The organism is Actinocorallia aurea (genome assembly GCF_054783995.1).
In genome coordinates this window covers 219,491-233,407 of record NZ_BAAGPQ010000014.1, presented here as the reverse complement: position 1 = coordinate 233,407, position 13,917 = coordinate 219,491, and the positions used below count along the sequence as shown (strand labels likewise).

General features: G+C 71.3%; 14 protein-coding genes. 5 read left to right on the top strand and 9 right to left on the bottom strand.

What is annotated here, in order from left to right:
• The first annotated feature begins 335 nt into the window (after positions 1-335).
• The 4 genes from add to ACYVOM_RS18880 all read left to right on the top strand — a co-directional run bounded on the left by add (position 336) and on the right by ACYVOM_RS18880 (position 3,389).
• Positions 336-1,346 carry an adenosine deaminase gene (add, locus tag ACYVOM_RS18895; RefSeq protein ID WP_460304727.1) on the top strand — a complete coding sequence of 337 codons (1,011 nt, stop codon included), beginning with the start codon at positions 336-338 and terminating at the stop codon, positions 1,344-1,346.
• Between the two features lie 83 nt (positions 1,347-1,429).
• Positions 1,430-1,852 carry a PPOX class F420-dependent oxidoreductase gene (locus ACYVOM_RS18890; protein WP_460304726.1) on the top strand — a complete coding sequence of 141 codons (423 nt, stop codon included), beginning with the start codon at positions 1,430-1,432 and terminating at the stop codon, positions 1,850-1,852.
• 221 nt (positions 1,853-2,073) lie between these two features.
• A complete protein-coding gene (locus ACYVOM_RS18885; RefSeq protein WP_460304725.1) occupies positions 2,074-2,541 on the top strand; it encodes a trehalase-like domain-containing protein in 468 nt (155 codons plus the stop codon).
• A gap of 83 nt (positions 2,542-2,624) precedes the next feature.
• Positions 2,625-3,389 carry an MBL fold metallo-hydrolase gene (locus tag ACYVOM_RS18880; RefSeq protein ID WP_460304724.1) on the top strand — a complete coding sequence of 255 codons (765 nt, stop codon included), beginning with the start codon at positions 2,625-2,627 and terminating at the stop codon, positions 3,387-3,389.
• A gap of 2 nt (positions 3,390-3,391) precedes the next feature.
• On the opposite strand, the gene ACYVOM_RS18875 is transcribed toward ACYVOM_RS18880, so the two are convergent.
• The 3 genes from ACYVOM_RS18875 to ACYVOM_RS18865 form a co-directional block, all read right to left on the bottom strand.
• Complete coding sequence (locus ACYVOM_RS18875; protein WP_460304723.1) at positions 3,392-4,018, bottom strand: TetR/AcrR family transcriptional regulator; 627 nt, start codon at positions 4,016-4,018, stop codon at positions 3,392-3,394.
• Positions 4,015-5,055: a redoxin domain-containing protein gene (locus ACYVOM_RS18870; RefSeq protein WP_460304722.1), complete on the bottom strand. Its 1,041-nt coding sequence runs from the start codon at positions 5,053-5,055 to the stop codon at positions 4,015-4,017. The genes ACYVOM_RS18875 and ACYVOM_RS18870 overlap by 4 nt, the downstream gene beginning before the upstream one ends.
• A 736-nt stretch (positions 5,056-5,791) precedes the next feature.
• On the bottom strand, positions 5,792-7,540 hold the full coding sequence (locus ACYVOM_RS18865) for a GMC oxidoreductase (RefSeq protein WP_460304721.1): 1,749 nt from the start codon (positions 7,538-7,540) through the stop codon (positions 5,792-5,794).
• Between the two features lie 120 nt (positions 7,541-7,660).
• On the opposite strand from ACYVOM_RS18865, the gene ACYVOM_RS18860 reads away from it, so the two are divergent.
• The gene (locus ACYVOM_RS18860; RefSeq protein WP_460304720.1) at positions 7,661-7,930 is read left to right on the top strand and encodes a DUF6401 family natural product biosynthesis protein; all 270 of its coding nucleotides are present in this window, start codon (positions 7,661-7,663) and stop codon (positions 7,928-7,930) included.
• A 64-nt stretch (positions 7,931-7,994) separates the two neighbouring features.
• Here ACYVOM_RS18860 and ACYVOM_RS18855 read toward each other — a convergent pair whose 3' ends face one another.
• From ACYVOM_RS18855 to ACYVOM_RS18830, 6 genes are all read right to left on the bottom strand, one after another.
• Positions 7,995-8,807 (bottom strand): mechanosensitive ion channel family protein, encoded by an 813-nt coding sequence (locus ACYVOM_RS18855; RefSeq protein ID WP_460304719.1) that lies wholly within the window; start codon positions 8,805-8,807, stop codon positions 7,995-7,997.
• A 178-nt stretch (positions 8,808-8,985) separates the two neighbouring features.
• Positions 8,986-10,254 (bottom strand): ABC transporter substrate-binding protein, encoded by a 1,269-nt coding sequence (locus tag ACYVOM_RS18850; protein WP_460304718.1) that lies wholly within the window; start codon positions 10,252-10,254, stop codon positions 8,986-8,988.
• Complete coding sequence (locus ACYVOM_RS18845) at positions 10,251-10,826, bottom strand: GTP-binding protein (protein WP_460304717.1); 576 nt, start codon at positions 10,824-10,826, stop codon at positions 10,251-10,253. The genes ACYVOM_RS18850 and ACYVOM_RS18845 overlap by 4 nt, the downstream gene beginning before the upstream one ends.
• On the bottom strand, positions 10,807-11,178 hold the full coding sequence (locus ACYVOM_RS18840; RefSeq protein ID WP_460304716.1) for a DUF742 domain-containing protein: 372 nt from the start codon (positions 11,176-11,178) through the stop codon (positions 10,807-10,809). Before ACYVOM_RS18840 ends, ACYVOM_RS18845 begins: the two co-directional genes overlap by 20 nt.
• A 1-nt stretch (position 11,179) precedes the next feature.
• Positions 11,180-11,590 carry a roadblock/LC7 domain-containing protein gene (locus tag ACYVOM_RS18835; protein WP_460304715.1) on the bottom strand — a complete coding sequence of 137 codons (411 nt, stop codon included), beginning with the start codon at positions 11,588-11,590 and terminating at the stop codon, positions 11,180-11,182.
• Positions 11,580-13,778: a sensor histidine kinase gene (locus tag ACYVOM_RS18830; protein ID WP_460304714.1), complete on the bottom strand. Its 2,199-nt coding sequence runs from the start codon at positions 13,776-13,778 to the stop codon at positions 11,580-11,582. Before ACYVOM_RS18830 ends, ACYVOM_RS18835 begins: the two co-directional genes overlap by 11 nt.
• Between the last annotated feature and the right edge of the window lie 139 nt (positions 13,779-13,917).

Sequence of the window (13,917 nt, the reverse complement as noted above, 5' to 3'; positions counted from 1 at the left end):
TCGGACTGGGAGACGTGGGGGGACGTGGGGGACGGCGGATGCCACGCCATCGGCACCCGCCGATGACAACACCCTGACCAGACGACAGCGGCATCATCACCAGCGCCAACATCGGCTGCACGGGCGTCGGCATCGAGGCAGGCGACCCCGTCCCGCTGAGCGGCGGCTTCACCGTCGTCTACCCCGTCCCCTCGCCGACCCTCACCGTGACCGTCCCCTGATCCACCGGGCTTTGCTTCGTCGCGGGTGACATGGGGCTTTTGCTGGGGGGAATCCGGAACTTCGGGTATGCGGGGGCTGGGGCTTGTTGTCTTCGGCTTCTCTATGCTGAGTTCATGATCCATGCGCTGGAGTCGCTGCCCAAGGTCGAGTTGCACTGCCATGTCGAGGGGACGATGCGTCCTGCCACGGTCGGGGAGCTGGCGAAGGCCAACGGGATTCCGCTGCCCGTCGCGGACGTGACCGAGCTGTACCGGTACGGGTCGCTCGACGAGTTCCTGTCGGTGTTCTGGCTGGTGCAGTCGGTGCTGGTGACGCGGGGTGACTGGGCGCGGCTGGCGTACGAGAGCGTGGTGGACGCGGCGGCGCACGGGCGGGTCTACGCGGAGCTGTTCTTCACGCCCGCGCGGCATCTGGCGGCCGGGCAGCGGCTCGCCGACATCGTCGCGGGGCTGGCCGAGGGGCTGGAGGCGGCCGAGGCCGAGACGGGATCCCGGGCGATGCTCATCGCCGACATCGACCGCGCGTACGGGCCGGAAGCGGGGCTCCAGCTCGTCACGGAGCTGGGCGAGCTGCGGCCAGAGCGGGTGCTCGGCATCGGCATGGACTCGACCGAGCTGGGCGTGGACCCCGCGTCGTTCCGCGAGGCGTACGCGCTCGCCGCCCGGCTCGGGTTCCGCAGGACCGGCCACCAGGGCGAGAACAGCCCCGCGTCCGCGATCGCGACGGTCGTGGACGTGCTGGGCGCCGAGCGGGTCGACCACGGGCTGTCGCTGATGGAGGACCCCGAGCTGGTCCGGCGGTTCGCCGCCGAGCGGATCCCGCTGACGGTCTGCCCGAACTCCAACATCCGCATCGCGAACGCGTTCCCGTCGCTGGAGCTGCACCCCTACCCCGCGATGCGCGAGGCGGGCCTGCTGGCCACCCTCAACACCGACGACCCGGCGATGACCGACCTCGACCTGGGCTACGAGTACCGCTCCGTCGCCGAGGCGTTCGGCTACTCCTTCGACGACATGGTCGCGATCGCCCTCGACGGCGTCGAGGCGAGCTGGCTCGACGACTCGGGCAAGGCCGAGCTGCGCCGCCGCGTCCAGGACGAGGCCGAAGCCCTGCGACAGGCCTGAGTCCGGGCGCGCGTCGCGTCGAACGGGATCTTTCCGGGTAAGGCGGTCAGCGAGACCGTCCGACCCTTCCCCTTGGAGGACCCATGTCCCTTCCGCCGCTGCCCGCCCAGGCGCAGGAACTGCTCGCCAAGCCGCTGCCGGCCGTCATCGCCACGGTCCGGTCCGACGGGGCGCCGGTGACGACCCCGACCTGGTACCTGTTCGAGGACGGCCATGCCGTGGTCAGCATGGACGCGGGGCGGGCGCGGCTGAAACACCTGCGGCGCGATCCGCACGTGTCGCTGACCGTGCTCGCCGAGGACTGGTACTCCCACGTCACGCTGCTCGGCCGGGTCACCGAGCTGCGCGACGACGTCGGCCTCACCGACATCGACAGGATCGCCCGGCACTACACCGGCAAGGACTACCCGGACCGGGTGCGTCCGCGCGTCACCGCGACGATCACGGTGGACCGCTGGCACGGCTGGGGCGAGTTCCGGGACAGCCCTCAGGCTTCCACGGACTGACGGCACGCTCCGCATGACCATAACGACGCGGGGCAATCACCCGATGTAGGTACATGTCGGGAGAATGCGGGTGACCCGATGGAGGAGATCACAACTTCGTCTCCAACGAGATGATCGTCCAGGGGCCCGCCGCCGAGATGGCCGGGACCAGGCCGAATCCGAGGCCGAACGGCCACCAGGCCCGGCTGGACGGGCTCATCAAGGCAGCCCGGGGCTGATCGGTGGACCGGTATCCCGGCAGCGGCGACCACGGCATGGTCGGCGACCTCCAGACCGCGGCACTGATCGCCCGGGACGGGACCGTCGACTGGTGGTGCACGCCGCGGTTCGACTCCCCCGGCGTCTTCGCCTCGCTCCTCGACCTGCGCAAGGGCGGGCACTGGAGCCTGGAGGCGCCGGAGGAGGGCGGCACCGTCCGCCAGCTCCACCTGCCGGACACCGCGATCCTGCTCACCCGGTTCATGGGGCCGGGCGGGGTCGGCGAGGTCGGCGACTTCATGCCCGCCGACGAGGGCCCGGCCACGGACCGGCACCGGCTGATCCGGGGGCCGGGTCTCGACCTGCACCTGCACGCGCTCGGGAACAGCTCGGCAATTTTCCGCAGGCCTTCACCCATATCGCACTCATCGGGGCCGCCTTGGCCCTCGACGAGCGCCTCGACGACCGCGCTCCTTGACCGCGCTCCTTGACCGGGCCCCGACCGTTTGATGGGCCTGTGTCGACGTACGGATCGGTATGACGGTCTTAGGGCGGAACTACTGCGGGGGGCGTCATGAAGGGCAAGGTCACGGTCATCAGCAAAGGGCCGGTCACGGTGCACAGCTACCAGGCGCCGACCGACGGGCTGGAGGTGACCACGCAGCTCATCGAGACACCGCAGCGGATCATCGCGGTCGACGGGCAGTACAAGCTCGAGTACGCCGACGAGGTCGTCGAGTACGCCAAGGGCCTGGGCAAACCGATCGACCGGCTGATCATCAGCCACGCCCACCCCGACCACTTCCTGGGCGCCGCCCGGTTCGACGCCCCCATCTGCGCGCTGCCCGAGACCCGGGCCGCGATCGCCGCGATGTCCGACCTGAAGGACCCGTCCGGACGGCAGGTGCGGATCGACGACGTGGTGCCCACCGAATCGCTCGTCACCGGAACCGACCTCATCGACGGGATCCCGATCTCGTTCGAGCACCTGCACGGCGGCGAGATCGCCGACTCGCTCCTCATCGCGCTGCCCGAGCACCGCATCCTCATCGCCCAGGTCGTCAGCAACAAGGTGCACCTGTGGGTCGCCGACCGGGACTTCGCGGGGTGGAAGGCCTACATCGAAAAGCTCGTCAACCGGCGCTACGACACGATCCTGCCGGGCCACGGCGAGCCCACCGACCGCTCGGTGTGGGCCGAGATGTACGACTACCTCGACGTCGCGGGCGACTACGCCGACTCCGACGGGCCCACCTACAAGGCGAAGATGACCGAGCGCTTCCCCGACTACAGCGGCGTCGAGATCATCGACATCGCGAACGCGCTGCACCCTGCCTGACGTCAGCGCGGCCACGGTGCGGCGGGATCGGCCAGGACGGACCGGGCCGCCGCGGTGGTCAGCGCGCGGTAGCGGACGGCGGCGGTCTCTCCCGCGTAGTGGCCCGCAAGTTCCAGGCTGAGCGCGCCGTGGGAGGCCGCCCAGAGGAGGTCGGTGACCTCCTCTGGATCGGCGTCCTTCGCGAAGACACCGGCTTGCCCGCACGCGACGACGGCCGAGCGGAGCACGTCGAGGCTCGCCCTCGCCTCGGCGCGTGCCTGCTCTCCGGGGGTGAAGCCCGGGATGACGGCGAAGAACATCACCCTGTACAGATTCCGTTCGGCGAGCGCGTTGACGCGGTAGGCACGTCCGATACTCGCGAGGTGCTCGGCCGGGCCGCCTCCGTGCGGAGCCTCTTCCAGCCGCCTCTTGAGCCGCGTGAACCCCTCCCGGTACAGGGCGTCGGCTATGCCGTCCTTCCCGCCGAACACCCTGTAGAGGACCGTCGTGGAGCAACCCGCGGCCGTCGCCAGACGCCGCATGGTGAGGGCGGCGGGGCCCTCGTCGGTGAGGAGCTGGGCGGCGAGGTCGATCAGGCCCGTGCGCAGCGCCGCCTCGCCGCGCTCGCGGGCGTCGAGATAGAAGCTCATCCCTGGTGCCAGTCCTGGAGCGGCCGGTAGACGGGGATGCCGGCCTCGACCATGGCGTCGCGGCGGGCGAAGTACGCCTCGCCCATCGGGTCGATCCCGCGCAGCGGCATCGTGCCGCGCCAGATCGTCACGTCCTCGGGGGCCAGCTCGCCGGCCGCCGCGAAGTGCTCCTCGGCCTCGGTCTCCCTGCCGTTCCGGTGCAGCCACAGGCCCAGCGCGGCCTCCGTCCTGGCGCGCTGCCGCTCGGGGGTGGCGTGCCGGGTGGTCCGCTCGACGTCGGCGCGGCTGAGGCCGCTGTCACCGTCCTCGACCCAGCGGCCGAGCGCGCCGAGCGCCGCCGCCGCGGCGATCCCGGACATCTCGCGGAAGAGGTCGGTGGCGAACTGGGTGTCCTGCGGGCGCGCCACCCTGCCTTCCTCGTCGATCCACACCACGGTCGGCACGTTGAGGACGTCGTAGAGCTCCGCGACGTGCCCGTCGGCGTCGATCAGCGCGGTGTGCGGCTCCCCGCCGGCGAGCGCCTCGGCGATCCAGGGCGCGGCGTCCTCGGGCCTGCGGTCCAGCGCGACGCTCACCACTTCGAGCCCCAGCGGCGCGAGCACCGCGTGCCGCTCCTGCCAGGCCGCGAGGTCGTACCGGCAACCGCACCACGACGCCCAGAACACCAGCGCGACCTTCTTCCCGCGCAGCTCGCCGAGGGTGTGCGGCCGGCCTTCCACATCGTTCAGCGTGAAGTCGGGAGCCGTCTCCCCGCTCAGCGCCGACGCCCGCTCCCCCGCCGAGACCCCGACCGCCACCGCCCCCTCGGCGACGGCCACCGGCCGCCCCAGCAGCTCCGCGAACCCGATGAGATCGACCCGCTCCCCGTCCTCGACGCCGGCCGCCGCCGCGGCCGGCACGCACGCCTCCTCCCGGCACCACCCGTGCGGCTTGCGCTCCCACCCGAGCAGCTCCCGCGCGACCTCCCGGGCCACCCACCTCCCGCCCTCCGCCTCGACGGCGGCCTCGCGCCCCTCCACCAGCACCGTGATCCCCATGACATCCCTCCTGAGTAACAGCGTTTTATCAACGTAACGCCGTTTTTTCCACCGCACAAGGGCGCCGCTGCTGAACGGCCCGGAACGCGGGAGAGGCGGTGGCGCTCCAGCGCCACCGCCTCTCCCGACTTCCACGGCGCGGCCAGGGGCCGCCCGCACCGCGCGCTCAGTACCGCCGCCCGCGGCCCCGCCTGTTCAGCAGCCCCCGCACCTTCGCCTGCGTCCGCGGGTCCCGCGCGATCCGCTCCACTCGGGCCCGAGCCTGCCGGCCCTGCGGGCTCCTGAAGAACCTCTGAATCCTGCTCACCAACGAGGCCACACGTTCCTCCTCGACTCCCGCACGACCCATCCGGAGGGCCGCGCTCACCCCGCCCAACGGCCGACCCCCCGACGCCGTTCCCCCGCCTCCCCGCCCACCGAGCCCCACCGGAGCCCTCGGTTCCCGGAGTGGCCCCAGTGGCTTGAGCGCCTCGCGGACCTCACCCGAACGCCACACTTCCCTGACCCCCGGTCCCGCGGACCAGACCTGGCCCCCTCTTCCGGCACCTGCGGACGCGAGCCGCCGCTCAAGGGTTCGAGCCGCCTCTCCAGCCGAAGATCGGAACGCGCCGAGAGTTCGGTGGGCCCCCGTCGCCGATGGCCGACTCCCGCGATGAGGGCGGCTCCACGAGCGGGGGCAGGGCATGTGGAGCACGAGATATGCAAGGGTCCCGCCCCTGGGGATCGGGGGAGGTGATCAGCCCCAGCCGGGGGTCTCCTCCGGGTCGGGGCCTGTGCGGACCATCGGGAGGGGAAGGAGGAGGGCGCCGCGCGCCGTCTCGGGGACGGACGGGGTGCGGGGCGGGATGGCGGTGAGGCGAAGGTAGGGGTCGCCCTGGAGCGGGCGGGGGTCGGTGTCGCCCTTGTTGGGCCACAGGGACATGGCGCGCTCTGCCTGGGCGGTGATCGTCAGGGCCGGGCCCGCGCCAGGGTCGGCCGTGAGGGCGGAGGAGTCGACGACGTGGAGGTTCGGGTAGCCGTGGACGCGGTGGTAGGGGTCGATCACTCCCGTGATGCGGGAGACGCCGATGGGGCAGCCGCCCTGGAAGTGGGCGGTGGTCCACAGGCCGAAGAGGTCACCTAGGGAACCCGCGGCCTTGGCGTGCATCCGGCGGGCCATGACCTCGGCGGTCCGCCTCGCCTTCGGGATCTCCCTCGTGCCGGTGCGGGGTTCCTTGAAGCGCAGCCTGTGGCCGAGGAGGCCGCGTTCCTCGAAGACGGTGAAGACCGCGGCGCGCGTACGGGTCGCCATGAGGATGATCGTCCGGTCGGACCAGCGGCGCTGGTCGAAGAGGCGGAGGCTGCCGGCGGGGTTCTTCACCGCCCGGCGCAGGGCCCTCCTCCAATGCCGTCCGTCGCCGTCGGCCGTGATCGGGGCCCGCAGCAGGCCTGCGAGGTTGGAGCCGCTGCCGTACCTGACGGGCTCCAGGCGGGTGCCGGGCGCAGGGGAGATCGACGAGGTGACCGCGACGCCCCGGTTCACCTGCCTGCCCTCCTCGCCGGTGAGGCTGAGGAAGTCGGTCGCGGCGGCCCTGCTGAAGGTGCCGAGGGTGTCGGAGAGCTTGGGCAGTACCCTGGCCGACTTCATCCGGTGCAGCAGCCGCTGGGTGCCCTCGGCCCCCGCCGCGAGGACGACGTGGGTGGCCCGGAACGTCCGGCGGCCGTGGCCGGAGCGGGTGCGCAGGGGCCCGGGCCGGACGCAGTGGACGGTGAAGCCGCCGGACGCCTCGGGCCGCACGGCCACGGCCTCGCAGGACGGGTGCATGACGGCCCCGGCCCGCTCGGCGAGGTGGAGGTAGTTCTCCGGCAGCGTGTTCTTGGCGCCGTGCCGGCAGCCCGTCATGCACTCCCCGCACTCGATGCATCCGCTGCGGGCGGGTCCGGAGCCCCCGAAGTAGGGGTCGGGGACCTGGACTCCGGCGGGGTCGTTGAAGAAGACGCCGACGGGGGCGCGGCGGAAGCTCTCCGAGACGCCCGTCTCGGCGGCGGTCTGGCGGAGCAGGAGGTCGGCGGCCGTGGTGGTCGGGTTCTCCACCACGCCGAACATGCGGGACGCCTGGTCGAGGTGGGGTTCGAGTTCGCTCTTCCAGTCCGTGATGTGCGCCCACTGGGGGGCCTCGAAGAACTCGTCGGACGGGCGCTGGAACACGTTGGCCGAGACGAGGGAGCCGCCTCCGTGCCCCGCCCCGCCGAGGACGAGCAGGCGGCCGCGCCGGTCGCCGCGCAGGATCTTGAACCGCTGGATGCCGCGGAGCCCGGCCGCGGGGAGCCACAGGTAGTCGTGCAGCCGCCAGGAGGTCGCCGGAAGGGCTGTGCGGGCCCTGCGCCGCCCCGCTTCCAGGACGCCGACACGGTAGCCCTTCTCGCTCAGCCTGAGCGCCGCGACGGCGCCGCCGAAGCCTGAGCCGATCACGAGCACGTCGAACTCCGTCGCCGCAGATTCCATCCCGGGTTCCATGCCCGGGAGGTACCCGACACCATGCCGGACAGATCTTGATATCGCCCGTATTTGCAGTAATTTGGCGCCCGGTTTCCTCTTGACGAAATATTGACTACAGTAAGAATCATGCCTCCGGAGACCTCCCACCTCACCCCCCTCAGCCGCGTCGACCTCGCCCCGGGCCTGCACGCCGCCACCGACCAGCACTCCGCCGCCGTGCGCGACATCCTCGTCGCCAGCGGCCTGGAGCCCGACCAGCCGACGCTGCGCGAGTACCTCGACGGGTTCCTCAGCGGCTGCGCCGAGACCGGCTGGACCCTCGGCACCCAGCTCGACTGGCACGCCCAGCGGATGCTCGCCGTGCAGCGCATGATCGAGGCCGTCCCCCCGGCCTGAAGGCGGGAAGACGGCCTCGGATCTCTCGTCGCCGCGGACCTCACTCGCGGCCTCGGCGACGGCGTTACCGCGGCGGCGTCTGACCGGGCCACTCCGGCCCGCCCTGGGTGCCGCCCATGCCCGCGCCCGAAGGGCTCGTCGCCCCGGTGTCCTGCGGCATCCGCGCGCCCTCGCCGCGCATCGCGTCCTCGCGGCCCCGCGAGCGGGCCCCGCCGCGGCGCGCCCGGGTCTCGTTCTCCATGTTGTCCAGCCAGCGCTCCCAGCGCTGCTGCATGGGCCGGACGAGCCCGCCGCCGAGGCCGATGGCGAGGATCGCCCCGGCCGTGGCCAGGAAAGCGATGAGCACCGGTCCGGTGATCGCGTTGGCGACCCCGATCTGGTTGAGCGCGGCGATCACACCGAGCGCCACCACGAAGATCTCGACGAGGTTGGCCAGGAAGCGGCCGTAAGACAGGTCGCCGAGAGCCGCGTTGGTGATGTTCTTCAGCGCGTGGCCGATGGCCGCGGCGATCACCACCAGGACGATCGCGACGATCAGCCTCGGGATCCACGCGACGATCGCGGCGAGGAACGCGCTGATCGGGTTGGCGCCGAAGACGCCGAACGCCATCTGCAGCGTCACCAGCAGGATGGCGTAGTAGACCAGTGCGCCGACCAGGCCCGAGGCGGTGTAGTCGCTGCGCGCCAGCGCGTCCCCGACGACCCCGCGCTCGGTCAGCCGGTCGAAGTTCACCTTGTGGAGCAGCTTCGTCACGATGCCGCGCAGGACCTTGGCGATGATCCAACCGACCACCAGGACCAGGATGAACACGAGGATCTGCGGAAGGGTCCGCACGATCGTGTCGAACATGCTCTGAAAACTCTGCCCGATGTTCATCGGCGACCCCCCGGAAAAGTACTTGTCCTCAGGGCACCTACCCGAGCAAGGGCCGAAGAAAGTAGATAAATCGGAAAGAACAGATCTTTTCCAGAGGCTTTTGCGAAGCTTTGAGGAATCGCCCGCACTTACGGGCGGGCGATTCCTGCGGCGGGGCCGTCGGAACGGCCCCGCGCGCTCAACCCGCCGCGTGGTAGCAGGCGGAGGTCAGGACGTGGTCCTTCGCCGTGATCCCGGTGTAGAAGTCCGAGACGACCCGGACCCCGGTGTACTGCTCCGGATCGACGCGGCTGACGACCGTCCCCCGGTAGGGGTTCGACGCGTCCCCCGCCGCCACCGGGAGGATCCCCTCGTAGTCGACGCCCCGGAGGTCGCGGACGGCCTGGAGCAGCCGCGTCCGGGTGAGCGGCCCGGAGGCCACGGTGTCGCGCAGCGCCTCCAGCAGGGGGTAGGAGAAGGTCCAGCCGCTCACGTACGCGTCGTCGGGGGTGACGTCGCCCAGGGCGCGGCGCATGGCGGCGTGCCCTGGCGAGTCCGCGGCGAACGGCCACCAGGCGCCGCCCTGCCAGTACTGCTCCTCCAGGCCCGGCAGCGCCGCCATCGTGTGGTGCCAGTTCGTCGTGCTGCCGAGGAACCTTCCCTTGTATCCGGCCTTGACCGCTCCGGTGATGAAGGCCGACGCGTCGGCCGGCGCCATGGAGAGCTGGATGAGGTCCGGCCCGCCCTTGAGCACCCGCTGGACGGCCGCCCCTCCCCCGCCCGTCTTCACCGCCACGTCGGAGAAGGTGAAGCCGTTCCGCTTGGCGGCGAACCTGGCGCCCGCGGCGGCGTCCGCGCCGTACTCGCCCTCGTAGTGCACCGACGCGACGTTCTTGATCTTGAACGGCTTGTCTTCGAGCGGGAAGTACTCGGCCGCGTAGTCGACGAGGTTCATCGCCTCGAAGCAGTAGTTGGCGCCCGACTCGATCACGTTCGCCGAGAACGCCCACTGCGAGGTCCAGCTCATCGGCGTCGTGACGATCTGCTCGTTCTCCATCGTCGGCAGGACCCGGAGGGTGTGCTGGGAGCCGAGCATCTGGGCGTAGGCCAGGACGGAGTCCTTGGTCTCGTCGAACATCCGCTCGTGGGCGGCCACGTCGTAGCCGGTGTCGCGGACGTAGGTGGTGACGTCGACGTCGTAGCCGCCGATGCCGCCCGTGTCGTTGACCCGCTGCCAGAACGCCTCCTGGGCCTCGGTGGCGAGGGTCGTCAGCGGGCTGAACGGGCCGGTGAGGTCGGTCAGGGTGCCGAGGAAGATGCATCCGTTGCCCTCGTTCACCGGCTTCGGGCAGGGCGCCGCCGTGACGCCCGGGGTGCCGGGCGCGGCCGCCCTGCCGTCGTCCGAGCAGCCGGACAGCAGGGCCAGCACCGAGACGAGGCCCGCCGCGGCCGCCTTGCGCGCTCTCACGCCGCGGGCTCCGTCCGCTCCAGCACGTGGCGCACGAGCGTCACGAGGGCGTCCTTGGCCGACTCTCGGCGCCGCGCGTCGCACAGCACGACGGGCACGGCGGGGTCGAGGTCGAGCGCGGCGCGGACGTCGGCGACGTTGTAGAGCTTGGCCCCGTCGAAGCAGTTCACCGCGATGACGAACGGGATGTCCCGCTCCTCGAAGTAGTCGACCGAGGAGAAGCAGTCGGCGAGCCTTCGGGTGTCGGCCATGACGACGGCCCCGAGCGCGCCCGTGGACAGTTCGTCCCACATGAACCAGAACCTGTCCTGGCCGGGGGTGCCGAACAGGTAGACGCTGAGCCCTTCGCGCAGGGTGATCCGGCCGAAGTCCATGGCGACGGTGGTGGTGGACTTGTCCTTGACGTGCCCGATGTCGTCGACGCCCTCGCTCCGCTCGGTGAGCGGCGCCTCGGTGCGCAGCGGCCTGATCTCGCTGACCGCGCCGACCAGGGTCGTCTTGCCGACGCCGAAGCCGCCCGCGACCATGATCTTGATCGCCACCAGATCGTGGCTAAAGCGCTGAGAGTCCATCCATCACTTCCTTGAGCAGGCGCGCGTCGGGGAGACGCGACACCGAGGCGGGCTTCCTTACCCGGATGAGCCCGTACCGCAGGAGGTCGCCGAGCAGCACTCGGACGACGTCGACCGGAAGGTCGAGTTCGGTGGCCACCTCGGCCACCGAGGGGTGGTCGCCGGCCAGACGGCGGATGCGCAGGTGCTCGGGCCCGAGCTCCATCACGGCCGTCGCCTCGGCCTCCTCGGCGGCGATGAGGTCCATGAGGTCGAGCACCGCGCCGGAGTCATGGCGGGTGCGGCCCCCGGTCACCGCGTAGGGGCGCACGATCGGGCCGGCGTCCTCCTCGGCCCACGCGGGCTCGTCCACGTCAGAGGCCGCCCGGCACCCGCGCCTGCGCGGACAGGTGCTCGCCCACCCGGCTGACCAGAAGCGCCATCTCGTAGGCGATGACGCCGACGTCCGCGCCCTCCTCGGCGAGCAGGGCGAGGCAGGCGCCGTGTCCCGCCGCCGTGACGAACAGGAAACCGCCTTCCATCTCCACGATGGTCTGCCGGACGTTCCCAGCGGCGAAGTGCTCGGCGGTGCCCCTGGCGAGGCTCTGGAAGCCCGAGGCGACGGCCGACAGATGCTCGGCGTCGTCGCGGAGCAGCCCCCGCGACGAGGCGATGCGCAGCCCGTCCCCGCTGAGCACCACGACGTGCCGCGCCTCAACGACGCGGTCGAGCATCGCGTTGAGCAGCCAGTTGAGCTCCCCCTGGGCGGTGTGATCAGCGCTCACTGTCTTCCTGTCCTTCCTCACGCGACTGAACTTCGGCCCGTCCGCGCTGCCAGCCCTGCTGCATCGCGGACAGGACGCTGCGGGCCTCTTCCGGCCGCCGGGCCGTGGGCAGCCCGGGGCCCGGTTCAACGGCTTCAGGCGTCTTCTCGCCGCCCTGCGCGCGCAACTGCGGCGCGAGGCTGCGCTGGCGGACGCGTTTGGGCAGTTCGCCCTCGTGCGCGGGCGGCCTGACGACCGCGGGTTCCATCCTGACCCTCGGGCGCGGCTCGTCGGCGGGCTGCTCCGGGGCCGGCCGCTGCGCCGCCTCGGGCTCCGGCCCCGCCTCCGCGGGCTCGGCGAGCAGGGAGCCGGGGATGAGGGCGATGGCGGTGACGCCGCCATAGGGCGACGGCCTGAGCTGCACCTTGATGTCGTGCTTGCGGGCCAGTCGCGCGATGACGAACATGCCGAGCCGGGCGCTGTCGAACAGGTCGAAGTCGGGCGCCTCGGCGAGGGTCCTGTTGAAGGAGTCGAGCTTGGCCTCCTCCAGGCCGAGCCCCCGGTCCTCGACCTCCACCGCGAGGCCGTGCGCCACGAGCTGGCCGGTGATCTCGACCTGCATCTCCGGCGGGGAGTACATGACGGCGTTCTCGACCAGTTCGGCGAGCAGGTGGATGACGTCGGCGGCGACGGTGCCGCTGAGGGCCGTCTCCGGCAGCGACGCCGAGACCTTGACGCGCGTGTAGTCCTCGACCTCGGCGACGGCGCCGCGCACGACGTCGACGAGCGGGACGGGCCGCCGCCACGTCCGTCCGGCGGACTGCCCGGCGAGGATGATCAGGCCCTCGGCGTGTCGCCGCATCCGGGTGACGAGGTGGTCGACGGCGAACAGGTCGTTGAGGTCCTCGGGCGACTTGGCCTTGCGCTCCATCGCGTCGAGTTGCTTCAGCAGCCGGCGCAGCAGCACCTGGTTGCGCCGCGCGAGGTTGACGAAGACCGCGCCGAGCCCGCGCCGGGCGGCGGCCTCGCTGACGGCGGCGGCGACGACCGCGCGGCGGGAGCTGTCGAAGGCGTCGAAGACCCGGGCGATCTCGGTGATCGTGTAGTCGCCGTGCCGGACGTCGGCGTCGAGGTCGATCTCGGCGCCCTCCTGGACGAGCGCGGGGATCTTCGGGAGCCGCTCGTGCGTGAACGTCTCCAGCTCCTCGACCATGTTCCGGTTCTCGGCGATGAGCCGCCGCGCGAGCCGGAGGCCGACGGTGACGGCAGCGACGATCGCGACGAGGCCGACGCCGAGGGTGAACACGAGCCGGAAGATGACGCCCTTGGCCCAGTCGATGGCTCGGACGGCGAGGGTGTCGCGGGTCTCGTCCGCGTAGTCCGTCAGGTCGTTGCGCCAGCGTTCCACCGCGGTGTGCCACGCGCCCGCGTCGATGGTCGGGTCGGCGGCGGTGCCGCGGTCGGCGACGAGCGCGTCCTCCAGCGCGGCGAAGTCCTTGTAGTGGTCGGTGCCGTGCAGGCGTTCGAGCTTGAGGGCGTCGGTCGTGTTCATCTGCCGGATCAGCTCGGCGTAGCGTGCGCGCTGGGCGCCGACGGCTTTGATGAACTCCGCGTGGATCACCTCGCGCGGCGCGCCCGTGTCGAGCACGCCGACGAGGAGGGCGTCCTCGTAGTTGAGGAGTTCGAAGGCGTCGGCGAGACTGACCTGGACGCGGGTGTCGCGGTTGATCTCGGCGTCGCCGGTCTCGGCCGCGTCGAAGATGAGGTTCGCGGCGACGATGAGGTCGGTGTACTGGCTCAGCAGGTCGGGCGGGCTGACCTTGGCGTCGCCGACGGCCTCGCGCAGGGCGCCGAGGTTCGTCAGGAGGTCCAGCATCCGCTGGGTGCGGATCCTGGTCAGCTCGTTGGTCGCGGTCTCGTAACCGGACGAGGCGACCTTGCCCTTGATGGCGTCGGCGGCCTTGTCGGTGATGAGGCGCTGCGCCTGGAGGCCGGTGAGGCCGACCATGGGGTCGGCGCCCAGGTAGGCCAGCGACATCCGCCGCTCGGCCTGGAGCGAGTCCGTCAGGTCCTGGACGGGCTCGACGACCAGCGACAGGTAGTCGCGCGCCTGGAGGAGGCGAAGGCTGTCCTGGAGCGTCGTGGACAGCATGACGGCCCACAGCACGACCAGCGCGGCCAGCGGCACCGCGAGCAATGAGAAGATCATCCGCCGTACGGACCGCGTGCGGTGCCGACTCCCACCCATCACGCATCCCTCGTATGTGACTCAGTTCACAGGAGGAATGATCTTAGCGTGGACAATAACGGAATTTAAGTCGTACACGGAAACAAATTGGCAACCGTGG

What these genes read in the sequence shown, in the direction of transcription:
- add (WP_460304727.1), top strand. Translation starts at nt 336, where the DNA reads ATGATCCATGCGCTGGAGTCGCTGCCCAAGGTCGAGTTGCACTGCCAT.
- ACYVOM_RS18890 (WP_460304726.1), top strand. Translation starts at nt 1,430, where the DNA reads ATGTCCCTTCCGCCGCTGCCCGCCCAGGCGCAGGAACTGCTCGCCAAG.
- ACYVOM_RS18880 (WP_460304724.1), top strand. Translation starts at nt 2,625, where the DNA reads ATGAAGGGCAAGGTCACGGTCATCAGCAAAGGGCCGGTCACGGTGCAC.
- ACYVOM_RS18875 (WP_460304723.1), bottom strand. Translation starts at nt 4,018, where the DNA reads ATGAGCTTCTATCTCGACGCCCGCGAGCGCGGCGAGGCGGCGCTGCGC.
- ACYVOM_RS18870 (WP_460304722.1), bottom strand. Translation starts at nt 5,055, where the DNA reads ATGGGGATCACGGTGCTGGTGGAGGGGCGCGAGGCCGCCGTCGAGGCG.
- ACYVOM_RS18865 (WP_460304721.1), bottom strand. Translation starts at nt 7,540, where the DNA reads ATGGAATCTGCGGCGACGGAGTTCGACGTGCTCGTGATCGGCTCAGGC.
- ACYVOM_RS18860 (WP_460304720.1), top strand. Translation starts at nt 7,661, where the DNA reads ATGCCTCCGGAGACCTCCCACCTCACCCCCCTCAGCCGCGTCGACCTC.
- ACYVOM_RS18855 (WP_460304719.1), bottom strand. Translation starts at nt 8,807, where the DNA reads ATGAACATCGGGCAGAGTTTTCAGAGCATGTTCGACACGATCGTGCGG.
- ACYVOM_RS18845 (WP_460304717.1), bottom strand. Translation starts at nt 10,826, where the DNA reads ATGGACTCTCAGCGCTTTAGCCACGATCTGGTGGCGATCAAGATCATG.
- ACYVOM_RS18830 (WP_460304714.1), bottom strand. Translation starts at nt 13,778, where the DNA reads ATGATCTTCTCATTGCTCGCGGTGCCGCTGGCCGCGCTGGTCGTGCTG.